We start from the raw sequence: 23,084 nt of genomic DNA on the forward strand, positions 1-23,084 counted from the left end.
GCTCAGTCGTTGTAGATCGGGAAGCGATCGGTCAGAGCCGCTACGCGCTCGCGCACCGAGGCCTCAACAGCCTCATTGCCGTCTTCGCCATTGGCGGCAAGCCCGTCGAGGACTTCCACGATCAGCTCACCAACCTCTTGGAATTCCGAAGTGCCGAAGCCCCGAGAGGTCGCCGCCGGCGTGCCGAGGCGAATGCCGGACGTGACCGTCGGCTTTTCCGGATCGAAGGGAACGCCGTTCTTGTTGCAAGTGATATTGGCGCGGCCGAGTGCGGTCTCCACCACTTTTCCGGTCAGGCCTTTGGGGCGCAGATCGACCAGAAGAAGGTGCGTATCGGTGCCACCGGAGACGATATCGCAGCCACCACGCTGAAGCGTTTCCGCAAGCATTTTCGCGTTCTGGACAACGTTCTTCGCGTATTCTTTGAACTGCGGGTGAAGAGCCTCGCCGAACGCGACCGCCTTTGCCGCGATGACATGCATCAGCGGCCCGCCCTGCAGGCCCGGGAACACGGCCGAATTGATTTTTTTGGCGATCGCCTCGTCATTCGTCAGAACGAGACCACCACGAGGCCCACGCAGCGTCTTATGCGTCGTGGACGTCACGACATGCGCATGCGGGAACGGACTTGGGTGAACACCGCCCGCAACGAGACCGGCGAAATGCGCCATATCGACCATGAAGTACGCGCCGACCTTGTCGGCGATCTCGCGGAACCTCTTGAAGTCGATCTCGCGGCTGTAGGCCGACCCGCCGGCGATGATGATCTTCGGCTGATGCTCCTGCGCAAGTTCGGCCACGACGTCTTCGTCGATGCGGCCATCCTGCTTGCGGACGCCATATTGCACGGCGTTGAACCATTTGCCGGAAAGGTTCGGCTTGGCTCCGTGGGTCAAATGCCCGCCGGCATCGAGGCTCAGGCCCATGACTGTGTCGCCCGGGCTTGCGAGCGCCAGAAGAACCGCTTGATTGGCCTGGCTGCCGGAATTCGGCTGCACATTGGCAAAGTTGCATCCGAAGAGCTTCGTCACCCGCTCGATCGCCAGGTTCTCGACAACGTCGACATGCTGGCAACCGCCGTAATAGCGGCGGCCGGGGTAACCCTCGGCGTATTTGTTCGTCAGAACCGAGCCCTGCGCTTCCAGAACGGCGCGCGAGACGATGTTTTCAGACGCAATCAGCTCGATCTCGTGCTGCTGACGACCGAGCTCGGCCTTGACGGCTGCGGCGACGTCCGGATCGGCATCGCGCAGAGAGGCAGAAAAAAAATCAGAGGGCGTGGCGCTCACAGGCCGGGCGACATCTTGCATGGGCGAAAATCCGTTGACTGGCATCGGCCGTTATGCGCCACGAATGCGCGGCAGGCCGGCAAGGCGGCGATAACACAATCGCCCGGGGACGGAAAGCGCGGAGGCCCGGAGTATATGCCACGCATGGACGGCCTCGTCGCGGGATGTGCGAGGCCATCCAAAATGCGGTGCTGCAATGTGTTGCTGCCGTCAGTTGGTGAGGTCGGCGCCCTCGAGGCGCATGAAGATCGTCTCACCGTTGGAATCGTCGACCCCATCATTGTCGGTCACGATGTAAGCGACACCGTCCTTGTCGAGCGCAAAGCCTTCGATCTTGTCCACGACATAGCCGTGCGTCGACTTGAGGTCCTCCAGAAGATCGTGCACCAGCGTCTTTTCGACGATCGGCGCCTCGTCGCCAGGCGCGGACGGCGTTACTCCTTCATGCGACACCGCATAAAGCCGTTTGATCCTGGCAGCTTCCCCGATCTGATTGTCTCGTTCTATCATGAGGAGGCGCCCCTCTCCCGCGGCCGTGATTTCAGATAATCCGACCCAGCCTTTTTCCGCCTGCTCAAGCGGATAGTGCACGACGCCCCAGGTCTCGGTCGCGGGCTTGTAGGACAGGAGCTTCACGAGGCCCTCCTCGTCATCCCCCCACGGCCGCTGGACAGCAAGCCAGACCGTCTCCTCATCGCCGGCGCCGATAACCGTGACGCCTTCCAGGCCGAAACGCGAAGCCTTCGACGATATCTCTTGGGGAAGCGCAATATCTTGCTCGACCTCGCCTTTAACAGAAACACGTAGAATCCTGTTGTTTCTGCCTTTTTCAGGGTTGCCCTCAGAAGCAAGCCAGAAACCTCCGGCGCTGCGGGCGGCAATGCCTTCCAGGTCGAGGTTTTCAACGGGCTTTCCGTCTTTGCTGACGGTGACTGCCGAGGTGATCCTTGCAGGGGCCGCGGTGGCGTCGATCGTGAAGATCTTGCCGTCTTTATAGAAGCTGTCGGAGACAGCATAGAGCTTCCCGGCGACGCCCGAATCCGCTGTGAGGCCGGAAAGCGCTCCCCAGCCGCCGACGTCTTCAGCCGCTTCAATCATCGGATATGAGGCAGCTTCCCGGCTCTGCTCATAGATCATCACCGTGGCGCGAGCACCGCCATCCTCGACCAAATCCTCCTCGTTGGCAGTCACAACGAGCTTGCGTGAGGGAATGGCGAGAAGGCCCTCCGGGCCGATCCCGGATGGCAGCACCTGGAGAAATTGCGGCTCAGCGCCGGTGTCCCGGTAGACGGCGACGAACGAAGATCGTTCCGTGCCCACAAAAATCAGTCGGTCATTGCCGAAGGTCGCGACTTCGATGGCCTCCGGCTCGGTGCCTTTCTTGGCAGAGCGCTTTTCCGGATAATGTCCGATGCGCATCGCCAGATGCTCGAGCGCATTGCCGGAATCCCAGAGAACGCTGCCACCCTTCTCGAAAATCGTGAAGCCGCGCGAGCCACCTTCGTAATCGCCTTCATTGGCGGTGACGAAGCGATCTTCATCCAACCATTGGACGCCATCGGGTTCGCGCTTCGCACCCTTCAGGCTGCCTGTCGGTGAGATGCGGCCGTCCTTTTCGACATCGATTGCATCGACATCGACAGAGCCCGCCGAGAAGCCGCCTTTGACGTCACCCGTCGCCATATCGACGATCGCGATCGCGTTGTTCTCCTGAAGCGTCACGACGGCCTCCCCCGCCTCATTCACGTCGACGAATTCCGGTTCGGCGTCGTCCGGGGCGATCTCTGAGATCCCGGTCAGATCGATCCTCTGCATCCCCGAGCAATCGACCATGCCCTTATCGACCGGGAAGGTCACGAGAAGGCCCGTCGGCGCCTGCGGGATCGCGCCCTCATTCAGGTCTTCATCGCGCTCGTTCTCGATGACCACCGCAATCTTCGTGGCGTCCGTCGTCAGAGCAACGGAATCTGGCTGACCCGGAAGCGCACAGGTCGCTTCCACGGATTTCCCCGAAATATCGACCGTTGCGATCTCGCCGGAAGGCTCTGCGTAGCTTTCGGAGGTCACAACGGCGACGAGCGCCTTTCCGGATGTCACGGCAACCGAAGTGGGCTCGCCTGCAAGCGCCACGAAGCCTCCGGGCTTCGGTGCATGGGCGTCGGCGATATCGATGATGCCGACGGCCTCCTGGGCCGCATCCGTGTAGACCAGCGTCTCGCCGTCCTCGGTCGCAGCAATGATCTCCGCCACGGTGGGTGAAGCGGCATCACGCTCGGCCGGCATGTTGGCCGCGACGGGGAAGGTTGCGATCCGGTTGAAGACTTCAGGGTTCTGAGCCGCCGCCGGCAGGCTCCAGGCTGCGGCAAGGGCGAGCGCGCTGGTGGAGAGGAAGAGGCGCATCGGATCTCCGATCAATCAGGATGGGCGTCGAGCCGTTTTGGCTTCAAACCTCTTATGATCGGGAAATCACGCTTCGATGACAGAAACGCCCCACGGAGCCTCGGATCTCGCCAAGCCAGTCCCGCAGCTCGCCGTTTCCAATCACCGTCGAAGTGCGAGAATGCCGGCCCCCACGATGAGCGCCATGCCGCAGAGGGTGATGAGCGAGGGAACTTCCTGGAACAACAGAAGGCCCCAGATGGCGGCGAAACCGACATAGGAGAAATCGAGCGTGCCGATGACGTTCGATGGCGCGCGCTGATACGAAAAAGCAGCACCCAGACTGCCGATGATCATGGCAGCCGAGAGAACGACCAGCGTGCCGATCTCAGCGGCACCAAGCGGCAGCCAGCCGGTGGTGAGGTAACCTCCCTCCCCGCTGTTCTCCTGGAAGACACCAACACCGCCGAGACCGACCACCACGAATGCGAGATTGAGTGCGAGGGACAACGTCAGCGGATGTTCCTCGCGGCATTTCGTGCGCGTCAGAATCATCGCCAAGGCGTAGAGGACCGCCGAGAGAAGCGGCAGCAAAGCATAAGCGTTGAACGCTGCCGCGTCCGGCCTCAGGATCAGAAGCACGCCGCTTAGTCCCAGCGCCACCGCCATCCAGCCGATCGGCCCGACACGTTCGCCAACGAACAAGGCGGAGAACAAGGTGATGAAGACGGGCAGCGTGTAATAGGAGACTGCGGCCACAGACAGCTGCAGATGCGGAAGCGCCGCGTAATAGGCAAGCCACATCAAGACCAGCATCAGACTGCGCAGCGTCGTCCAGGCCAGGGCCCGCGGCCGAAGCGTCGCGCCCGAGCTCGCCAGGACGGCAGGAACGAGCAACGGCAGCGCCATCAGCGAGCGCAGGAGGAAGAGTTGCCAGACGGCGATCGTACCGCTCGTCAACTTGATGAGCGCGTCGCCGAGCGACAATGCGAGATCCGTCATCAAGATGACGCCCGCCGCCGCGGCCAGATTGTCGGCAGCAGCCGACTGCTTCCGCGAGATTCGTACCGTCATCATGCCCCTGGATCGTTCGGGGACACGTAAAGGGAACAGCTGCGGCAGGTCAACGCACGCCTCCCGCTGCGGCGGCCACATCTAGATCCACAAAAAACCCCGCGAGGATCGCTCGCGGGGTCGGAAATTCGATAGAGCCGAGGCTTATTGCGGCAGCGGGGAGCCGATCAATTCTGACGGCTGATTGAGCGCGACTTCGCCCGGAGCATCAAAATTGTAGATGTCGTCGCGGAAGTGCACGACGCCGTCACCAGTCGTCCAAGCCGTAAAGTAGACCGTGTAGAGCGCCGGCGGATTGGCCACATCCACATCGAGACGCTCGCCCGAGCGGATCGTCTGGTCGACAGTTGCGCGCGAATAACCGTTGTCGCGCAAAATCCAGGCGACGAGCTCGCGCACATTCATCACCCGCACGCAACCCGACGATTCAAAGCGGTAGTCGGAGCCGAAAAGGCCTTTCGACGGCGTGTCGTGCAGGAAGACCGAATAAGGGTTGTAGAAGTTCATCCGCACCGAACCGAGCGAGTTCTGATCGCCCGGGTCCTGCTTGAACATGTAATTGACGGCTTCGTCCGAATGCCAGTTCACCTGGCTCGGCTGCAGCTCTTCGCCCTTCTGGGTGAAAATGCGGATGCGGTTGCGCGTCAGATACTCCGGATCCTTCTGCATCTTCGGGATCAGATCCTTGCGGATGATGGAGTTCGGGACCGTCCAGTAAGGATTGAAGTTGATCTCATGGATCTTGCTGGACAAAAGCGGCGTCTGACGGTCCACCTTGCCGACCACCGCGGTGTGCCTGGAGACAACCTTTCCGTCCTCGACCACTTCGATCTGGGCGCCAGGGACGTTCACCATCACATAGCGGTTGGCGGGATCCTTCATCGCGGCGATGCGCTCGCGATTGACCCGCAATTGATTGAGGCGAACCGCGGCCGGAACGTTGAGAGCCTTGAAAGTGCCTGCACCGACGACGCCATCGGCAGGAATGCCGTGGCGCTCCTGAAAGCGCATGACGGCCGACTGCACATAAGAATCGAAGGCATCGGAGCCAGCCGTCTGCCGCAAATCACCTGAAGCGATAAGACGCTGACGCAGCGCCAGGACATTGGGGTGGCGCATTCCGATTTTGAGCGTCGGCTCTGAGGGCACAGAATTCCAGCCGCCGGCATCAACCAGGCCCTGATACCATTCGATAGCCTGATCCATGGCGGGAACGGTGTAAGGCGAGAGAATCGGGACGGTCGAGGTCACCGGTGCCGCCGTCCGAGGCCCCGTATCAAAGGATTCGCTCCATTCCGACTGATTGACGGGCATCATGTTCTGCGCCTGGGCGGCCAGCGGAAACATAAGCGCCGCGGCGCAAAGGGAGGATCGCAGAAGCGAAAAAACGGTCATAGGAATGGTGTGCCTCTCGTCAGACAAATGCCGGTGAATGCGCCCCCGAACGCACTCTTCGAGCACGGATTACCATCAAGGACCCGTACTCCACAAATGCATCGCACCCAGCGATCAACACTGTGAATCATTCGAAGCGCTCAAATGCCCACCTTTCATGGATTTATGGCCAATCCGTGATCGAAAACAAAAGGGCCCGGTCGTGCCGGGCCCTGTTGCAAAGATGTCAACGTCGGTCTCTCAGAGACGGTAGAGAATCTGATCAGTCCAGAATCGCTCCAACCGATGCAGGGTCTTATTGAGGTGCTTGAAGTCGTCCTCCGAAACACCCCCGACCTTTTCGATCGAACCGATATGGCGATCATAGAGGCGGTCGACCACATCGGCGACCTCCTTGCCCTTCTCCGTCAGCGAGACCCGTACCGACCGACGGTCGACACGTGAGCGCTCGTGATAGATGTAGCCGGCGTCGACTAGCTTCTTCAGATTGTAGGAGACATTGGAACCGAGATAATAGCCGCGAGTCCTCAACTCGCCTGCTGTCAGTTCCGCATCTCCGATATTGAACAGAAGAAGCGCTTGGACGCTGTTCACGTCGGAGCGGCCCATCCGATCAAATTCATCCTTGATGACATCAAGCAGCCGTCGATGCAGCCGCTCCACCAAGGTCAGAGCATCAAGATAGAGTGTCTTGATGTCCTCCGGCTCAGACTCGCCCCTCTCGTAGGCAAGCGCTGTCCGCTCTGCTAGCAACATTACGCCTCTCCGTCATTTTTCTTCGGCCTTCTCCCCATTACTTGTGCAGGATAGAGAGCCAATTTAAATGGAGATTTAAGCGTCAGCATGAATGAAATGTTGCTGGGAAAAGGGTAAATTTTTTGCTGTCGTACGCCGACGCCCGCCGAACGCCGATGCTCGGCGCTTTCTGAGCGGTCCGCCGCCGGCCTTGTAAAGGGCGCGAACGCCGCCGGCCTTGTAAAGGGCGCGAACGCCGCCGTCTCTTCAGTCTCATCTGCCGCCGCGCGGTGGCGCCACCGCCGCCTCGCTACTCGTCCCGGCGGCGGCGTCGGTCGCCCAGGAGAACTGCGATGTAGAGGCCCATCATGGCCGCGTGCGCGAGGATTCTCTCCTGGTGCTGTCCGTAGATATCCCGAAACAGCGTGTACATCGCTATCTCGGTGATTGCGGCCACAGCCCAGATGACTGGGCCCCACACGGCGTTGATCCAAAGGCCGACAGCCGCAAGGAGGTCGAGAATGCAAAGGACGATCATGGCGGCCTGCCACGGTCGTTCAAACGTCAGGAAGTGACCGGTATCAAGGCCGACACCCATGATCTGGGCCGCCCTCATCAAGCCCGCAAAGAGCAGGAGGAACGCGACGACACGCAGATAGTAGCGTGTCATGCGACCGCGGTTGGGGTCGTAGTCAAGGAGATCGACAGCGTCACTCATCCCCGATCTCCCGGTAAAGCGAGCTCTTCTTCGAGCGGAGCAAGATAGGCGTTGATCTCGGTCTCTTTCACATCGGCAAGGCCAGCGGGGTACCAGCGCGGTGCATGATCCTTGTCGATCAGCTGCGCGCGCACCCCTTCGTAAAAATCCTCTCCTGCAAGGATGCGATTGACGATGCGGTATTCCAGACGCATCGCCTCGGCAAAATCCATCTGCCTGCCAAGCCGCATCTGACACAGCGCAATCGCAAGGCTTGTGGGCGACATTCGGCCGATTGCTTGCAAAGCCTTCTGGCCGCGTTCCCATTCGGGCTTCGCCGCAAGGCGAGCCAGGATCTCGGCAATCGATGAGGCCGAGAAAGTGTCTTCGATCAGCTCGGCATCGTCGGCCAGGGCAGATCGTTCCTCTTCAGGGGCCTGCGCATATTCCTCAACCACTCGCCGGTGATCGTCTTCGCGCACCAGACCCTCGATCAGGGCGTCGAAACGGCGTGCAGGCACGGCATGCGTGGCGATACCGCTCCAGAGGCAATCCGCGCGGCCAATGCGACTTCCCGTCAGAGCGAGGTAGGTCCCCACGGAATACGGCATCTGAGGAAGGAAATGCGTCGCACCGACATCAGGGAAGAAGCCTATGCCGACCTCAGGCATGGCGAAGTTGATCCTCTCACCGGCAAGACGCACGCTTCCATGGACCGAAACGCCGAAACCTCCGCCCATGACGATCCCATCGACCAAGGCGATGTACGGTTTGGGATAGGTTTTGATGAGGTGGTTGAGACGGTATTCCTCTTGAAAGAACGTCAACGGCAGCGGCCCACCTTCGACCTTCGCCCAAAACCCTGCTTCCCATAGACGATGCAGATCGCCGCCAGCCGAAAATGCCTTCTCGTCGAGCGAGCGGATGGCCACATGCGCGACTTCGTCATCGTCACGCCATGCGCTCAGCGCGCTCAGCATGGCCTGCACCATATCGAGGTTGAGAGCATTCAGGGCACGGCCGCGGTCGAGACTGATGAGACCCAGCCGCCCACGTTTCTCGATACGGATGTCGTCGTCGGCTTTCAGCATCTCAGCAGCCATTTGCTGTTGCATCCGTTCTTCCTGGTGGAGGCGGAAGGCGACGGACCCGTTTCGGCGAGCAGCTGCGCAGGGAGCGCCATTTCGTCGCGCTCTACGCCCTGCACTCCCGCCCCGAGCGGGAGCCGATCGCCGCAAAGGTCAAATTTCATGCTGGAGCTTTATGCAGCGCCCGATCGAGCGTCAATGACGCCGCGGCTCTGCAGGTGAGCCATTCCCTTGGCGCGGCGTTTGCGCGGGTCTATGGTCGGAGCGACGAAACCGGGGGTTTCTATGAACTTGTCCTTTCACAGTGACGCGCTGCCCGATGTCGATCGCATTACGGGGCGGCGGCGCATGCGCCGCAATCGCCGCACCGACTGGTCACGGCGTCTTATTCGCGAAAACCGTCTGACACTCGACGATCTGATCTGGCCGATCTTCGTCATCGAAGGCGAAAACAAGCGCGAAACAGTCCCTTCGATGCCAGGCGTGGAGCGCTTTTCGGTCGATCTCGCGGTCAAAGCCGCAGAGCGTGCGAGAGAACTCGGCATTCCGGTACTTGCACTCTTCCCGAACACGCACCCCGAAAAGCGTGACGATCAAGGCAGCGAAGCGCTCAACGATTCCAACCTCATCTGCCGGGCATGTCGGGAGATAAAGGCGGCCGTGCCCGAGGTCGGCCTTTTGACCGACGTCGCGCTCGATCCTTACACGAGCCACGGGCATGACGGGCTTCTGCGCGAAGGCGAGATCATCAACGACGAAAGCGTCTCAGTACTTGCACGTCAGGCGCTCGTGCAGGCTCAGGCCGGTTGCGACATCGTCGCGCCGTCCGACATGATGGACGGGCGCGTCGGCGCCATCCGCGAGACGCTGGATTCCGCCGGTTATGGCCATGTGCAGATCGTTGCGTACACGGCGAAATACGCCTCGGCCTTCTATGGGCCGTTCCGCGACGCCGTCGGCTCCGGAACCATGCTGTCGGGCGACAAGAAGACCTACCAGATGGATCCCGCCAATTCGGACGAGGCTTTGCGCGAGGCCGAACTCGACATCGCCGAGGGCGCCGACATGATCATGGTGAAGCCCGGGCTTCCCTATCTCGACATCATCCGGCGTCTGAAAGACACGTTCGGGATGCCGACGGTCGCCTACAACACGTCCGGCGAGTATTCGATGATCCAGGCGGCTGCAGCCAATGGCTGGCTCGACGGCGAACGGGCGATGATGGAGCAGTTGGTCTCGTTCAAGCGGGCGGGCGCCGATTCCATTCTCACCTATTTCGCCCCGCGTGCCGCAGAGATCCTGCGCGCCAGCCTCTAAAAGCTGCGCCTAGCAGAACTTGAAGCCGAGCATGGGCCTCCCCACTTTCTCAAAGATCGAAGGAGAGGCCCATGACTGCAATCCACGACGTGATCGACCTGGACGAGACGCGGATGCTTGACCCCACACGGCATCCGGAACTCTACGACAACGTCAGAACACGCCGCATTTCGGCCTTTCTGGTCGATGCCGTCATTATGGTCGTTCTGATGACGGTGTCGTTTGTCGCGATTTCTTTTCTCGGTCTCTTCACGCTGGGTCTCGGCTGGCTTCTTTTTGGACTGATCTGGCCGGTCGTTCCGATCCTCTACACGATGTTCACCCTGGGCAGTCCCGAATCGGCCACGCCCGGAATGCGCGCAATGGGGATCGAGATGCGCACCTTCGACGGCGGTCGCATGTACAGCCTGCTCGCCTTCGTTCATGCTGTCCTCTTCTGGTTCTCGGTGACGGTGCTGACGCCCTTTGTTCTGCTTGTTTCGCTGTTTTCTCCGCGCAAGAGGCTTCTCCACGACATCGTTCTTGGAACGACGGTCATCCGCAGGGATGACAGCCGGCGTTGATGCGCTCCGCGCCCATGCTCGAAGCCCTTCGCCGCAACAATCTGGGATTGTAGGGGCTTGACTCCGCCGGTACTTTGCCGACGGAGCCGGGCATGACTTTTTCCGATTTGCAGATGTGGCTCACCTTCGGGGTGATCGCACTGACCATCGTTGGCTTTTCGCTCGAGCGGCTGGCGGTCGAGACTACTGCGCTCGCCTCGCTCGTTCTTTTGACGCTGGTCTTCGTCGTCGCTCCCGGAGCGTTCGACCTCTCGTCCCCCTTATCGTTTGAAGATCTGCTGCAGGGCTTCGCCAACCCGGCGCTTGTGGCCGTGCTCAGCTTGATCGTCGTGGGACAGGGCCTGTTCCAGACAGGCGCCCTCGACGCCCCAAGCCGCCATCTTGCGCGCAACACCCGCCTGCCGCCCTCAGCCGTGTTCGTGCTCCTCATCGTCTTTGCCGGAGCTCTCTCGGCTTTCCTCAACAACACGCCCGTCGTGGTGATGATGATCCCGGTGCTGATGTCGCTCGCCCGAGAGCAGCGGATCTCACCGGCGAAGCTTCTCATGGCGATGAATTTTGCGACCATCATCGGCGGTTCGACCACGCTGATCGGATCATCGACCAATCTTCTCGTGGCGCAGGTGGCGCATCACGAAGCCGGCATCAATCTTCGGCTCTTCGATCTTGCAGCTCCCGGTCTTGCCATCGCCGCTGTGGCGGTTCCCTACATCCTCTTCGTCATTCCCCGGCTCTTCGGAAAACGCCCTCAGGAAGCCGTCAAGTTTGCGAGCGGCAAGCAGTTCATCACCGAGATCGTTCTGCCGGAGGGACATCCGCTCGTCGGCATGCGCTCGGTTGCCGGCCTGTTCCCGGGACTTCGCGACATCACCGTCCGGCTGGTGCGGCGCGGCGGCACCATCCATCTGCCTCCCTTTGAAGATATCGAGCTTCAGCCAGGCGATCTCGCGGTTTTCAGCGGCATCCGCGAGGATCTCGCCCGTCACGGCATCATCAAGCCGGCGCGCGGCGAACGCAGCACCGAGACCGCCGGTGGCGGCACACATTCCGTCGGCGAAGCAATCGTAGCGCCCGGCGGCCGCATCATCGGTCGCTCGCCGGCCGAGACGGGTATCGAGCAGACGAGCGGCATCAGTGTCGTCGCCGTCGAGCGGCGCGGCCGCATGTCCCGCCAGGCGTTCTCCGACGTGCGGCTTGAAGAAGGCGACGTGCTGCTTCTTTCCGGTACGGACGCCGCCTTCGATCGGCTGCGCGGCAGCCGTGATCTGCTTCTGCTCGAAAAATCGTTCGCGCCGCTGCCGGCGCGGAGGGATACACTTCGCTCGATCCTCATCTTCACAGGGCTGATCGTCCTCGCGGCGACCGGGCTTGTCCCCATCGCCATTGCAGCCCTCGGGGCGGCACTTCTCATGCTCGCCTTCGGATGTCTCAACATCCGCCAGGCGCGGCGAGCCTTCGACAGTCGCATCTTTATGCTGATCGGCGCATCGATCGCCCTTGCAACCGCACTGGAGCGGACAGGCGGCGCCCAGTTTCTCGCCGAACATCTCGTGGCCGTGACCGAACACGGAGGGCCGCGCCTGCTCCTCTCGGCCCTGTTCGCGTTGATCGCAATCCTCACCAACGTCTTGTCGAACAACGCGACGGCCGTACTTTTCACGCCGATCGCAGTGTCGGCCGCTGCAGCGATCGGCGCTCCGCCCCTGCCTTTCATCATGGCGGTGATCTTCGCCGCCAACGCATCCTTCGCAACGCCGATCGGTTACCAGACAAATCTTCTCGTCATGGGCCCCGGAAATTATCGCTTTGTCGATTTTCTCTTGGCCGGCGGACCACTCACCATCATTTCATGGCTTGTGTTTTCACTGTTTGCGCCGTGGTATTATGGCATCTGAGTGAGGTTCATATGACGCGGCCGATCGCAGAAGCTCAGCAATTCTATCTCACAGCCCCCGGCCCCTGCCCCTACCTTCCCGGTCGGCAGGAACGCAAAGTCTTCACCCAGCTCGCAGGTCCGCACTCGGCTCCTTTGAACGACATTCTGAGCCAGGGCGGATTCCGACGCAGTCAGACGATCGCCTATCGCCCGGCCTGCGACCGTTGCGCGGCTTGCGTCTCGGTTCGCGTTTGCGCCGACCTGTTTTCGCCGACCCGGTCGATGCGTCGAATCACGCAGCGCAACCGCGATCTCGTCTCCGACTGGCGCGACAACATTGCGACCACCGATCAGTATGCGCTGTTCTACCGCTATCTCGAAGAGCGCCATTCCGGTGGCGGGATGCTGCAGATGACGGTCCTCGATTATTCGCTCATGGTCGAGGACAGCCATGTCGAGACGAAACTCGTCGAATACCGGCGCCGCACTGCCGACAGTGCAACCGGGCGACGGGGCGACGGCGACCTCATCGCCTGCGCCCTGACCGACGTGCTCGCCGACGGGCTCTCGATGGTCTATTCGTTCTTCGATCCAGAGGAGAAAGACCGCTCCCTCGGCACCTTCATCATCCTCGATCACATCGAGCGCGCCAAGCGGCTCGGAAAGCCCTATGTCTATCTCGGCTATTGGGTCGAGGGTTCCCGAAAGATGGCGTACAAATCGCGTTTCCGACCGCAGGAACGGCTGACCATGCGAGGCTGGGAACGCTTTTGCTGAGAATTCTCGTGTGGGTGGGGCTCGTCGGTGTGGTGCTGGCGAGCCTGATCAGCTTTGGCGGCTATTGGTGGCCGTCTCTCGACAGCATCAATCACTTCCGGCCCTTTCTCTTTGCTGGGTTCGCGCTTGTCGCGGCACTCGCCCTCTTTGCCCGCTTGAGGCTGGCCTTCGCACTCGGCGTCTTCCTCGCGGTCGCCCAAGGCTGGTTCCTGATCGCGGAGATCTTGCCCGAAGCGCATTTCGGAAGCATCGCAGCCGAGACCGCCGGCGTTCCTCTGAAAGTGATCAGCTTCAACATGCTCGACAAACGCGTCGACGCTGCGGGGCTCGCCCGGATGGTCGAGCGGGAGCGCCCGGACGTCCTCGTCTTGATCGAGGCCTGGCCCAATACGGCGCATGTTCTGGAGAAGCTTGCGCCCTTTCTGCCCTACAGGCTCGATTGCTTCTCGGCGCATTTTTGCGACGTCGCGATCCTCGCCCGCCATCCGTTCACCAAGACCTATGTGTGGGATCCTCCGGCCGGCGAGCCGCGGGAGAACAACGTCTCGCTCATGAGTGTCACGTTTGAGAAGGAGGGTATTCCCGTCACCGTCTGGGGCACGCATCTCGACTGGCCGGTACCGGCGCGCGGCCAGACGATGCAGTTTGAGGCCATGAGGAAGGATCTGCAGGATGCGGGGCCTAACACGATCCTCGCCGGCGATTTCAATTCAACGCCCTGGTCCTTCGCCTTGCAGCGATTCGGCGCAGAGATCCCGTTGCGGCGCATCACGCGTGCCATGCCAACCTGGCCGAGCGAGAAGGCCGTCTTTCGCGGCCGTCACACGGTTCGCGCCTTCGGCCCCTTCATGCCGCTCGACCATATCTTCATCGGCAAAGCCATTCGCACAACCGATGTGCGGCGGGGCCCCTATCTCGGCTCCGACCATTACCCGGTGATCGCCGACCTCAAACTGGTCAACTGAGAGCCCTCAAGAGGCGGGGCTGAAGCGGTTCGACTTCGGAAAACCCTGCGGGGCCATCCGTCCCGCCTGCGCGCGTTCACCGAGCCACTCAGACAGATCGCCATAAGAGCGCGCATGCGTACGGCCGGCAGAATCGCTCCAGGAGAGTCCCTGTTCGCCTTCAAAGACGCGCACGTCCGAAATGCCGCCATCCTTGTAGCGCTGCAGCCTGAGGCCCTTGCCGCGCGTCATTTCCGGCAGCTGCTCCCTCGGGAAAATCAGGAGTTTCCGGTTCTCTCCGATAACGGCCACATGATCTCCTGCGGCGGGAACACATATCCGTGCCTCGTCTGCCCCCGAGACGTTCAATATCTGCCGGCCCTTACGGGTATTTGCTACCATATCAGTTTCGGCAATGATGAAGCCGTTGCCTGCAGACGACGCAACCAGGCGCTTCACCTGCGGGTCGTGCACGAAGGCCGCAAGGACGTCGCTGTCCTTGTCCATCTCCACCATGAGGCGCACCGGTTCGCCCTGGCCACGGCCGCCGGGTAAACGGGCAGCCTCCAGGGTGAAGGCCTTGCCGGCGGTGGAGAAGAACAAGATCTTGTCGGTCGTATGCGCTGCGAAGGCGATCTTGAGGCGATCGCCTTCCTTGAAGCTCAGCGACGAGAAGTCGGTCATATGGCCACGCATCGTCCGCAGCCAGCCCTTTTCAGACAGAATGACGGTGATCGGCTCACGCTCGATCATCGCCTGCTGGATCTCCTCGACGTCGATCTCCGGCGCATCGGCAAACGTCGTGCGGCGGCGACCAATCTCGGTATCCGGACCGAATTTCTTCTTCACTGCGGAGATCTCGAAGGAGACGCATTTCCACTGCCGCTCTTCCGATTCAAGGAGGCCCGTCAGATCTGTCTGCTCGGCGGTCAGAGCCTCGTGCTCCTTGCGGATCTCGATCTCTTCGAGCTTTCTCAAGGCGCGCAGGCGCATATTGAGTATCGCCTCCGCCTGGACATCGGTCAGATCGAAGGCCTGCATCAGCTCCGGCTTGGGCTCGTCGCTTTCGCGGATGATGCGGATCACCTCGTCGAGATTGAGATAGGCGATCAGATAGCCGCCCAAAATCTCCAGACGGTGGGCGATCTTATCCAGACGATGGCGGGTACGGCGCAGAAGCACGTCGCGCCGGTGGTGCAGCCATTCGTTCAACACGTCTCGTAACGACATCACCTTCGGCACGCGGCCTTGCGAGATGACGTTCATGTTGAGCGAGAAGCGCACTTCGAGATCGGCTCGCTTGAAAAGCGATTCCATCATCAGGTCTGGGTCGACAGTGCGGCTCTTCGGCTCGATGACGATGCGCACATCCTCTGCGCTCTCATCGCGAACATCGCCGACGAGCGGCAGCTTGCGTGCCTCGATCTGATTCGCGATCTGCTCGATCAGCCGTCCCTTCTGCACCTGATAGGGGATTTCGGTGATGATCGCGGACCAGGCGCCGCGGCTGCCTTCCTCTTTTTCCCAACGCGCACGCACACGCATCATGCCGCGCCCCGTTGAATAGGCTTCGAGGCGATCAGAGGCTGGAGAGACGATCACGCCACCGGTCGGGAAATCCGGGCCCGGGACGAATTCGAGCAGCTTCTCCGGGCTCGCATTCGGGTGCTTGATGAGATGCAGAGCCGCGTCGCACAACTCAGCCGCGTTGTGCGGGGGGATGTTGGTTGCCATGCCGACGGCAATGCCGGAGGCGCCGTTCGCCAAAAGGTTCGGAAAGGCTCCCGGAAGAACGATAGGTTCTTCGTCCTCGCCGTCATAGGTGGCGCGGAAATCGACGGCATTCTCGTCGATGCCTTCAAGCAGAAGGTTCGCAACTTCGGTCAGCCGCGCCTCGGTGTAGCGCATGGCCGCCGCGTTATCGCCGTCGACATTGCCGAAATTGCCCTGCCCGTCGACGAGCGGATAGCGAACCGCGAAGCTTTGGGCGAGGCGAACCATGGCGTCGTAGATCGCCTGGTCGCCATGCGGGTGAAAATTACCCATCACCTCGCCGACGACCTTCGCCGACTTCTTGAAGCCCGAACCCGGCAGAAGCCGCATCAGCCGCATGGCGTGAAGGATGCGCCGATGAACGGGCTTCAGCCCGTCGCGCACATCCGGCAGCGCCCGATTCATGATCGTCGAAAGCGCGTAGGCGAGATAACGCTCTTCAAGCGCTTCACGCAGATTGATGGGGACGATGTTCCCGTCGCCCTCGCCTCCGCCTGGAGGCGGAATCAGTTCTTTGCCCATGGCGCCCTATGTGGCGAATTCTTGAAGCGGCGACAATGCACGCCGGCCGTGCTAGGCGAATCGAATGGCTGCTGACCTCACAATCGAAGAGTTTTCCACCGCCGCCCCCATCGGAACGCGGCTTGCAGGTCTCGACCTCGGGACGAAGACCATCGGAATCGCTGTCTCTGACCCAGGTCAGAACGTTGCGAGCCCGGTGACGACCATCCGTCGCGTCAAGTTCGGACAGGATGCGGCGAGCCTCCTGTCACTTTGCACGGCGGAGAAAATCGGCGGCCTGGTCCTCGGCCTGCCAGTCAATATGGACGGCAGCGAGGGGCCGCGCTGTCAGGCGACGCGCGCCTTCTTACGAAATCTGAAGACGCTCACCGACTTGCCGGTCACCTTGTGGGACGAGCGCCTGTCGACGATGGCGGTCGAGAGGGCGATGATCGCAGCCGATCTGTCACGGCGCAAGCGTGCCGAGCGAGTCGATGCGGCGGCCGCCGCCTATATCCTGCAAGGTGTCCTCGACCGTCTGGCGACGTTTCGGCGCCAACAGGTCTGATGATCACGGCTCCGGGAATGCGTAATCCAGGAGTGCGCGCATGTTGAAGCGCCGATCGAGCATCCCGTAAGTCGAACGCCAGGGTCTCCCGAGGCGCGTCTCGATAAAGGCATCGGCGAAGACAGGCGGAAAATCGCGCCGCAGCGCGGCCGCTGCCGCAGTCAATGCCAATTGCTCGGTCAGCACGCGCGCGCTTCCTTCATCCTCCAGGGCGACCTCGGCCGCGGCAGCGAGAACATCGACGGCCGCACGGCCATTGTTGCCGAGTTCCTGGCGGAAGTTTTCCAGAACCATCGCCAGGATCTGAGGATCACGACCGAGCACGCGCAGGACGTCGAGCGCCATGACGTTCCCGGAGCCTTCCCAGATGGCGTTGACCGGTGCCTCGCGCACCAGGCGCGGCATGATGCTTTCCTCGACATAGCCATTGCCGCCGAGGCATTCCATCGTCTCGGCCAGGAAGGGCTGAGCCGATTTGCAGATCCAGTATTTCGCGACCGGCGTCATGAGCCGCGCGAAGGCATCCTCTTCGGGCCTGTCGGCAGCAAGATCGAAAGCCTCCGACAGGCGGAAAGACAGAGCGACCGCGGCGGCAAGATCCAGGGTCAGGTCGCATAAGACCCGCTGCATCAGGGGTTTGTCGATGAGTTCGGAACCGAAGACATGGCGGTGACGGCAATGGTGGACGGCCTCGGCGAGCCCTGCCCGCATCAGCCCTGTCGAAGCCACGGCACAATCGAGACGGGTATAGGTCACCATCTCGATGATGGTGCGGACGCCCTTGCCTTCTTCGCCCACCATCCAGGCATGTGCACCGTCGAATTCCGCCTCCGACGAGGCGTTGGAGCGATTGCCGAGCTTATCTTTTAGGCGCTCGAAGCGGATGGCATTTGCCGTTCCGTCCGGCAGAAAGCGCGGCATCAGGAAGCAGCTCAGCCCGTTTTCTGTCTGTGCAAGGACGAGGAAGGCGTCCGACATCGGCGCCGACATGAACCATTTATGGCCCGTCAGGCGGTGGAAACCCTGGTTCGTCGGCTCGGCATGGGTGCGATTCTGGCGCACATCCGTGCCACCCTGCTTCTCCGTCATTCCCATGCCGATCGTCACGCCCTGCTTTTCGGCAGGATTGCGCGAGGCACGGTCGTAGGTGCGCGACAGGAGCCGCGGCCCCCATTCGCTCAAGAGCTCCGGGCTGTGCCGCAAGGTGGCGATCGACGCATTCGTCATCGTCATCGGGCAAATATGGCCGCACTCGGCCTGCGCGGTCATATAGAGCCGGGCGGCGCGCGCCCGGTGACGGACGGGTTCTTCCTCGCCTCCCCGCTCCCAAACCGAGCAATGCAGGCCCGAGGCGACAGAGCGACGCATCAAGGCATGATAGGCCGGATGGAATTCGACCTCGTTGATGCGCCGGCCCCAGGAATCGTAACGCTTCAGTTCCGGCAGATCGCCATTGGCAAGCCGCGCGAATTCCCGGGCCTCGCCGCTTCCCCAGAACCGGCCGTTCTGTTGTAGATTTTCGCGGATCGGGTCGGCGAACCCGGCGCACATCAAATCGAGGAGCGGGTCCGTCTGAAACAGGTCAAGATTGATGCGCGGCGGCGTCTGATTGAACACCGCATGCGTGGCTTCCCGGCCTGGATTCATTGTCTCTGTCATAGGGTGAGCCTGCACGAATCCGCACAATATTAAAGCTTTTTCCGCAGGGCTTTAAGCGGCGCTCATAGACCCGTCCACCAGCCGCAAACGCAGGGGAAAAACGCCGCGGGCGCTTGCTCTCATGTTGCCGTGCCGGGCGATTGTGCCTATAGGCACCCCTTTAATGACCCCAGTTTCCTCTTTCCCCCATCAGCACCTTCTCGGTATCGAAGGGCTGTCTCCGCTCGAGATCGGTTCTCTTTTAGATCTCGCTGAGGAGCAAATCGCCGTCTCTCGCCAAATCGAAAAGAAGAAGCAGACGCTGCGCGGACGCACGCAGATCAACCTGTTCTTCGAGGCGTCGACACGAACGCAATCGAGTTTCGAGCTCGCAGGCAAACGGCTCGGCGCCGATGTCATGAACATGGCCGTCTCGTCTTCCTCGGTGAAGAAGGGCGAGACCCTCATCGACACGGCGATGACCTTGAATGCCATGCGGCCGGATATTCTGGTCGTCCGCCATCATGCGGCGGGCGCCGTCGAGCTTCTGGCTCAGAAGGTCGAATGTTCGGTGATCAACGCTGGTGACGGTGCCCACGAGCATCCGACGCAAGCGCTCCTCGATGCTTTGACGATCCGCCGTCACAAAGGCCGCCTCGACGGGCTGACGGTCGCGATCTGCGGCGACATTCGACATTCGCGCGTCGCACGATCGAACATCCTTCTGCTCATGGTAATGGGCGCCCGCATCCGTCTGATTGCGCCATCCACTCTGCTGCCGTCCAACATCGAATGCTACGGCGCGGAAGTCTTCAACGACATGCGGACCGGCCTCAAGGACGCCGATGTCGTCATGATGTTGCGGCTCCAGCGCGAACGCATGACAGCCGCCTACGTCCCGAGTATCCGAGAATATTTCCGCTATTACGGGCTCGACGAGGAGAAGCTCGCCCTCGCCCGGCCGGATGCGTTGGTCATGCATCCCGGCCCGATGAACCGCGGCGTGGAGATCGATCCTCTCGTGGCCGATGGCCCGCAAAGCGTGATCCGCGAACAAGTGGAGATGGGCGTGGCCGTCAGAATGGCCGTCCTCGAAGCCCTTGCCCAACACCTGCCCAATCACTGATCCAATGGCCCGTCCAATTCTTCTTACCAATGCCCGCATCGTCGATCCCGCACGCGGTCTCGACAGCCCGGGCGCCGTCGTCGTCTCCGACGGGCGCATCGTCGCAGCGGGTCCCGAAGCTCATAACCACGGTGTTCCCGAAGGCTGGGAGGTCGTCGACTGTACCGGCAAGACGATCATCCCGGGCCTCGTCGATATGCGGGTCTTCGTGGGTGAACCCGGCGCTGAACATCTGGAAACGCTGGAGACCGCGAGCCGTGCGGCCGCTGCCGGCGGCGTCACCACCATCGTCACCATGCCGGATACGGATCCGGTGATCGACGATCCCGCACTCGTCGATTTTATCTTGAGACGCGCCACACACAACGCGCTCGTGCATGTCCATCCGATGGCGGCGATCAGCAAGGGCCTCAAGGGCGAGGAACTTTCGGAGTTCGGCCTCCTTAAGGATGCGGGCGCCGTCGCCTTCTCGGAGGGACGAAAATCGCTGCGCTCCGCGCAGGTGATGCGCAACGCCCTCACCTATGCGCGCGACTTCGAAGCGCTCATCGTCCACCATACCCAGGACGCCGATCTCGCCCGCGCAGGCGTCATGAATGCCGGTGAAGTCGCGACGCGGCTCGGACTTCCGGGTATTCCGCGCGAAGCGGAAACGATCATGCTCGACCGGGACCTGAGACTGGCGAGGCTCACGCGCGGGCGCTATCACGCAGCCCAGCTTTCCTGCGCGGATTCCATTGCCGTGCTGCGGCAGGCGAAAGAAAATGGCGTCGGGGTCACAGCCGGAGCAGCGATCGCGCATCTCGCTTTGAACGAGGGCGATATCGGCTCCTATAGAACGTTCTTCAAAATGTCGCCGCCTCTCAGAAGCGAGGACGACCGGCAGGCGATCGTGGCCGCGCTTGCCGACGGAACCCTCGACGTCATCGTTTCGGCGCACGACCCGCAGGACGTGGAAGGAAAGCGGCAGCCTTTCGCCGAGGCCGCGGACGGGGCTGTGGGCCTGGACACCCTCCTCTCGGTTGGGCTGCGTCTGGTCCATAGCGGCGAGGTCAGTCTGATGCGTCTCATCGAAGCCATGGCGACGACGCCTGCACGCCTTCTCGATCTGCCGGTTGGGACACTTCGCCCAGGTGCGCCGGCGGATCTCGCGATCATCGACCTCGACAAGCCATGGGTCGTGAAGGAAGAAAGCCTGCATTCGCGTTCAAAGAACACCTGCTTCGAAGGGGCGCGGCTGACCGGCCAGGTGGTTCGCACACTGGTTGCCGGCAAAACCGTCTATCCTTATGGAGATGGGCAACGAAATTAGGCCACAGACACGGGGGCAGAAGCTGTGACCGCCGATGCGAGCAATTGGACACTTCTCCTGCCAACCCTGATCGGTGGCCTTGTTCTCGGCTATCTCTTCGGGTCCATCCCGTCCGGCCTGATCCTTTCAAGGCTTGCCGGGTTCGGCGACATTCGCAAGATCGGCTCCGGCAACATCGGGGCTACCAACGTTTTGCGCACCGGCAACAAGAAGCTCGCGGCCGCGACGCTTCTAGCCGATGCCCTCAAGGGCACAATCGCCATCCTGATTGCCTGGCAATGGGGGTTTGAGGCAGCGCTCGCCGCAGCCTTCGGCGCCTTTCTCGGGCATTGCTTTCCGGTCTGGCTCGGCTTCAGGGGCGGCAAAGGTGTCGCCACCTTTTTCGGCATTCTCCTTCCGCTCTCCTGGCCGACGCTGATAGCGGCTGCGGCGATCTGGATCGGGACGGCCTGGCTCACCCGCTATTCGTCCCTTGCAGCGCTTTTGACAAGCGCATTGACGCCTGTGATCCTTTTCGTCAGCGGCCAGACGCTCCTAGCTGAGCTCTTCCTCGCGGTCACTTTCATCTTATGGTACCGGCATCGGGAGAACCTGCGGCGTCTCCTCAACGGCACCGAATCGAAGATCGGTCAGAAGTGAGCACGCCGACCCCAGAGGGCGTCCGCCTGACGGCAGAGCAGCGACGTTCCTGGCTTCGTCTCATCCGCAGCGAAAACGTCGGCCCACAGACATTTCGGTCTCTGATCAATCATTACGGCTCAGCCTCTGCCGCGCTCGAAGCGCTTCCCGATCTCTCCCGCCGCGGCGGCGCGAGACGCAACATCAGGATCGCCAGCGAGGACGAAGTCGATCGCGAACTCGCCGCCGCAGAGCGTGCCGGCGCACGCTTCATCGGTATGGGGGAGCCCGACTACCCGCCATGGCTGCGTCACGCGGATCAGCCACCTCCACTTCTTTGCATGCGGGGCGCATCCGAAGTGCTGGCCCGTCCGGCCATTGCCATCGTCGGCGCGCGCAATGCCTCCCTTGCCGGGCAGAGGATGGCCCAGCGCCTCGCATCGGGGCTCGGAGAGGCCGGCTTCTCGATCGTTTCTGGCCTTGCCCGCGGGATCGACCAGAGCGCGCATCAAGCCGCTCTTGCGACTGGGACGGTCGCGGTCTTTGCCGGCGGTGTCGACGTCGTCTATCCGGAGGAGCATCGTCCCCTCCTTGACAAGATCCTCGCGCAGCAGGGCGCCGCCATCAGCGAGATGGCGATGGGCTGGCAGCCGCGGGCTCGGGACTTCCCGCGCCGCAACCGAATTATTGCGGGGATGAGCCTTGCGACCGTCGTCGTCGAGGCCGCCGAACGGTCGGGCTCGCTCATCACAGCCCGGCTCGCACTGGAACAGAACCGCGAGGTCATGGCAGTCCCCGGATCGCCCCTCGACCCCCGTGCCGCCGGCACCAATCGCTTGCTTAAACAGGGCGCCCATCTGATCACGGATGCGGCCGACGTCATCGGAGCCTTGCCGCAAACACTCGCACCGCCGACGCGAGAAGGATTCGAACTGCCTTCAGAGGAACCCGAAAAGCAACCTTTGGTTGAGCCCGCAAGCGATGATCGCAGCCTTATCCTTGAGGCGCTGGGACCAACTCCGGTGCATGTCGACGAATTGATCGCCCATACAAAACTCTCTGCCCGGCTCGTGGCCGTGATCCTTTTGGAACTCGAACTTGCAGGGCGCCTGGAGCGCCATCCCGGTGGTCGGATCTCTCTCGTGTACTGAAAAAGTGCGGCAGCTCCGTCTCCACGCTCAGTTTTGGGGATTGATATCGTTCAGATTTTCTTCCGTGGCTTCACGCCAGGCTTCAAGGACGACCATTTCGATGAGGTAGGCGAGGAATGGCAGATTCGCCTCGTCCGCACGGCGGCGCCAATGGCTTGCCTCAACAGCGATGTTCTCGGCTAGATCCCGCCGTTCCTGTTCATTCAATGTTTGCAAGACGCGGTGCATTTTTAGCGCGATTCATAAATCATAATACACGCTTT

At 61.6% G+C, this 23,084-nt stretch carries 20 protein-coding genes; 10 read left to right on the forward strand and 10 right to left on the reverse strand.

Annotated elements, in window-relative coordinates:
• Nucleotides 1-2: 2 nt before the first annotated feature.
• The 7 genes from glyA to J2R99_RS15540 all read right to left on the reverse strand — a co-directional run bounded on the left by glyA (nucleotide 3) and on the right by J2R99_RS15540 (nucleotide 8,684).
• Complete coding sequence (gene glyA / locus J2R99_RS15510) at nucleotides 3-1,310, reverse strand: serine hydroxymethyltransferase (protein WP_307155296.1); 1,308 nt, start codon at nucleotides 1,308-1,310, stop codon at nucleotides 3-5.
• 189 nt (nucleotides 1,311-1,499) lie between these two features.
• Nucleotides 1,500-3,689, reverse strand: a complete 2,190-nt coding sequence (locus J2R99_RS15515; protein WP_307155297.1) for an esterase-like activity of phytase family protein — start codon at nucleotides 3,687-3,689, stop codon at nucleotides 1,500-1,502.
• Nucleotides 3,690-3,830: 141 nt separating this feature from the next.
• Nucleotides 3,831-4,745 carry a DMT family transporter gene (locus tag J2R99_RS15520; RefSeq protein ID WP_307155298.1) on the reverse strand — a complete coding sequence of 305 codons (915 nt, stop codon included), beginning with the start codon at nucleotides 4,743-4,745 and terminating at the stop codon, nucleotides 3,831-3,833.
• 141 nt (nucleotides 4,746-4,886) lie between these two features.
• Nucleotides 4,887-6,059 carry a L,D-transpeptidase family protein gene (locus J2R99_RS15525; RefSeq protein WP_307155299.1) on the reverse strand — a complete coding sequence of 391 codons (1,173 nt, stop codon included), beginning with the start codon at nucleotides 6,057-6,059 and terminating at the stop codon, nucleotides 4,887-4,889.
• A gap of 318 nt (nucleotides 6,060-6,377) precedes the next feature.
• Complete coding sequence (gene ldtR / locus J2R99_RS15530) at nucleotides 6,378-6,893, reverse strand: transcriptional regulator LdtR (protein WP_307155300.1); 516 nt, start codon at nucleotides 6,891-6,893, stop codon at nucleotides 6,378-6,380.
• Nucleotides 6,894-7,182: 289 nt separating this feature from the next.
• A complete protein-coding gene (locus J2R99_RS15535) occupies nucleotides 7,183-7,590 on the reverse strand; it encodes a DUF6163 family protein (protein WP_307155301.1) in 408 nt (135 codons plus the stop codon).
• Entirely contained in the window at nucleotides 7,587-8,684 is a 1,098-nt protein-coding gene (locus tag J2R99_RS15540; protein WP_307155302.1) for an enoyl-CoA hydratase/isomerase family protein, read from the reverse strand. Before J2R99_RS15540 ends, J2R99_RS15535 begins: the two co-directional genes overlap by 4 nt.
• Before the next feature lie 258 nt (nucleotides 8,685-8,942).
• Here J2R99_RS15540 and hemB point away from each other — a divergent pair, with 258 nt between their 5' ends.
• The 5 genes from hemB (at nucleotide 8,943) to J2R99_RS15565 (ending at nucleotide 14,155) form a co-directional block, all read left to right on the forward strand.
• Nucleotides 8,943-9,974, forward strand: a complete 1,032-nt coding sequence (gene hemB, locus J2R99_RS15545) for a porphobilinogen synthase (RefSeq protein ID WP_307155303.1) — start codon at nucleotides 8,943-8,945, stop codon at nucleotides 9,972-9,974.
• Between the two features lie 71 nt (nucleotides 9,975-10,045).
• Entirely contained in the window at nucleotides 10,046-10,537 is a 492-nt protein-coding gene (locus tag J2R99_RS15550) for an RDD family protein (protein ID WP_307155304.1), read from the forward strand.
• A 92-nt stretch (nucleotides 10,538-10,629) separates the two neighbouring features.
• Nucleotides 10,630-12,432: a sodium:proton antiporter gene (locus tag J2R99_RS15555; RefSeq protein WP_307155305.1), complete on the forward strand. Its 1,803-nt coding sequence runs from the start codon at nucleotides 10,630-10,632 to the stop codon at nucleotides 12,430-12,432.
• 11 nt (nucleotides 12,433-12,443) lie between these two features.
• Complete coding sequence (locus tag J2R99_RS15560) at nucleotides 12,444-13,190, forward strand: arginyltransferase (RefSeq protein ID WP_307155306.1); 747 nt, start codon at nucleotides 12,444-12,446, stop codon at nucleotides 13,188-13,190.
• Nucleotides 13,184-14,155, forward strand: coding sequence for an endonuclease/exonuclease/phosphatase family protein (locus tag J2R99_RS15565; protein ID WP_307155307.1), 972 nt, complete (start codon nucleotides 13,184-13,186; stop codon nucleotides 14,153-14,155). Before J2R99_RS15560 ends, J2R99_RS15565 begins: the two co-directional genes overlap by 7 nt.
• Nucleotides 14,156-14,161: 6 nt before the next feature.
• Here J2R99_RS15565 and parC read toward each other — a convergent pair whose 3' ends face one another.
• Nucleotides 14,162-16,429, reverse strand: a complete 2,268-nt coding sequence (gene parC, locus J2R99_RS15570; protein ID WP_307155308.1) for a DNA topoisomerase IV subunit A — start codon at nucleotides 16,427-16,429, stop codon at nucleotides 14,162-14,164.
• 64 nt (nucleotides 16,430-16,493) lie between these two features.
• On the opposite strand from parC, the gene ruvX reads away from it, so the two are divergent.
• Nucleotides 16,494-16,976 carry a Holliday junction resolvase RuvX gene (gene ruvX / locus J2R99_RS15575; RefSeq protein ID WP_307155309.1) on the forward strand — a complete coding sequence of 161 codons (483 nt, stop codon included), beginning with the start codon at nucleotides 16,494-16,496 and terminating at the stop codon, nucleotides 16,974-16,976.
• Nucleotides 16,977-16,979: 3 nt separating this feature from the next.
• On the opposite strand, the gene J2R99_RS15580 is transcribed toward ruvX, so the two are convergent.
• Nucleotides 16,980-18,635, reverse strand: a complete 1,656-nt coding sequence (locus J2R99_RS15580; protein ID WP_307155310.1) for an isovaleryl-CoA dehydrogenase — start codon at nucleotides 18,633-18,635, stop codon at nucleotides 16,980-16,982.
• 163 nt (nucleotides 18,636-18,798) lie between these two features.
• On the opposite strand from J2R99_RS15580, the gene J2R99_RS15585 reads away from it, so the two are divergent.
• The 4 genes from J2R99_RS15585 to dprA are packed head-to-tail and all read left to right on the forward strand — an operon-like array spanning nucleotide 18,799 to nucleotide 22,821.
• Nucleotides 18,799-19,740 (forward strand): aspartate carbamoyltransferase catalytic subunit, encoded by a 942-nt coding sequence (locus tag J2R99_RS15585; protein ID WP_307155311.1) that lies wholly within the window; start codon nucleotides 18,799-18,801, stop codon nucleotides 19,738-19,740.
• A 4-nt stretch (nucleotides 19,741-19,744) separates the two neighbouring features.
• Nucleotides 19,745-21,052 carry a dihydroorotase gene (locus J2R99_RS15590; protein ID WP_307155312.1) on the forward strand — a complete coding sequence of 436 codons (1,308 nt, stop codon included), beginning with the start codon at nucleotides 19,745-19,747 and terminating at the stop codon, nucleotides 21,050-21,052.
• A gap of 24 nt (nucleotides 21,053-21,076) precedes the next feature.
• Nucleotides 21,077-21,691 carry a glycerol-3-phosphate 1-O-acyltransferase PlsY gene (gene plsY / locus J2R99_RS15595; RefSeq protein ID WP_307155313.1) on the forward strand — a complete coding sequence of 205 codons (615 nt, stop codon included), beginning with the start codon at nucleotides 21,077-21,079 and terminating at the stop codon, nucleotides 21,689-21,691.
• On the forward strand, nucleotides 21,688-22,821 hold the full coding sequence (dprA, locus tag J2R99_RS15600) for a DNA-processing protein DprA (protein WP_307155314.1): 1,134 nt from the start codon (nucleotides 21,688-21,690) through the stop codon (nucleotides 22,819-22,821). Before plsY ends, dprA begins: the two co-directional genes overlap by 4 nt.
• Before the next feature lie 27 nt (nucleotides 22,822-22,848).
• Here the strand turns inward: dprA and J2R99_RS15605 are convergent, their stop codons facing one another.
• The gene (locus tag J2R99_RS15605; protein WP_307155315.1) at nucleotides 22,849-23,049 is read right to left on the reverse strand and encodes a hypothetical protein; all 201 of its coding nucleotides are present in this window, start codon (nucleotides 23,047-23,049) and stop codon (nucleotides 22,849-22,851) included.
• Nucleotides 23,050-23,084 lie beyond the last annotated feature (35 nt).

Origin of the sequence: Rhodopseudomonas julia, from assembly GCF_030813515.1 — a bacterium.
Classification (GTDB): domain Bacteria; phylum Pseudomonadota; class Alphaproteobacteria; order Rhizobiales; family Afifellaceae; genus Afifella; species Afifella julia.

Coding starts and splice junctions, on each gene's coding strand:
- J2R99_RS15540 (WP_307155302.1), bottom strand. CDS start 8,684: ATGCAACAGCAAATGGCTGCTGAGATGCTGAAAGCCGACGACGACATC.
- J2R99_RS15580 (WP_307155310.1), bottom strand. CDS start 18,635: ATGACAGAGACAATGAATCCAGGCCGGGAAGCCACGCATGCGGTGTTC.
- J2R99_RS15550 (WP_307155304.1), top strand. CDS start 10,046: ATGACTGCAATCCACGACGTGATCGACCTGGACGAGACGCGGATGCTT.
- J2R99_RS15515 (WP_307155297.1), bottom strand. CDS start 3,689: ATGCGCCTCTTCCTCTCCACCAGCGCGCTCGCCCTTGCCGCAGCCTGG.
- J2R99_RS15590 (WP_307155312.1), top strand. CDS start 19,745: ATGGCCCGTCCAATTCTTCTTACCAATGCCCGCATCGTCGATCCCGCA.
- J2R99_RS15605 (WP_307155315.1), bottom strand. CDS start 23,049: ATGCACCGCGTCTTGCAAACATTGAATGAACAGGAACGGCGGGATCTA.
- glyA (WP_307155296.1), bottom strand. CDS start 1,310: ATGCAAGATGTCGCCCGGCCTGTGAGCGCCACGCCCTCTGATTTTTTT.
- J2R99_RS15535 (WP_307155301.1), bottom strand. CDS start 7,590: ATGAGTGACGCTGTCGATCTCCTTGACTACGACCCCAACCGCGGTCGC.
- ruvX (WP_307155309.1), top strand. CDS start 16,494: ATGGCTGCTGACCTCACAATCGAAGAGTTTTCCACCGCCGCCCCCATC.
- J2R99_RS15585 (WP_307155311.1), top strand. CDS start 18,799: ATGACCCCAGTTTCCTCTTTCCCCCATCAGCACCTTCTCGGTATCGAA.
- J2R99_RS15560 (WP_307155306.1), top strand. CDS start 12,444: ATGACGCGGCCGATCGCAGAAGCTCAGCAATTCTATCTCACAGCCCCC.
- J2R99_RS15520 (WP_307155298.1), bottom strand. CDS start 4,745: ATGATGACGGTACGAATCTCGCGGAAGCAGTCGGCTGCTGCCGACAAT.
- ldtR (WP_307155300.1), bottom strand. CDS start 6,893: ATGTTGCTAGCAGAGCGGACAGCGCTTGCCTACGAGAGGGGCGAGTCT.
- parC (WP_307155308.1), bottom strand. CDS start 16,429: ATGGGCAAAGAACTGATTCCGCCTCCAGGCGGAGGCGAGGGCGACGGG.
- J2R99_RS15525 (WP_307155299.1), bottom strand. CDS start 6,059: ATGATGCCCGTCAATCAGTCGGAATGGAGCGAATCCTTTGATACGGGG.
- hemB (WP_307155303.1), top strand. CDS start 8,943: ATGAACTTGTCCTTTCACAGTGACGCGCTGCCCGATGTCGATCGCATT.
- J2R99_RS15555 (WP_307155305.1), top strand. CDS start 10,630: ATGACTTTTTCCGATTTGCAGATGTGGCTCACCTTCGGGGTGATCGCA.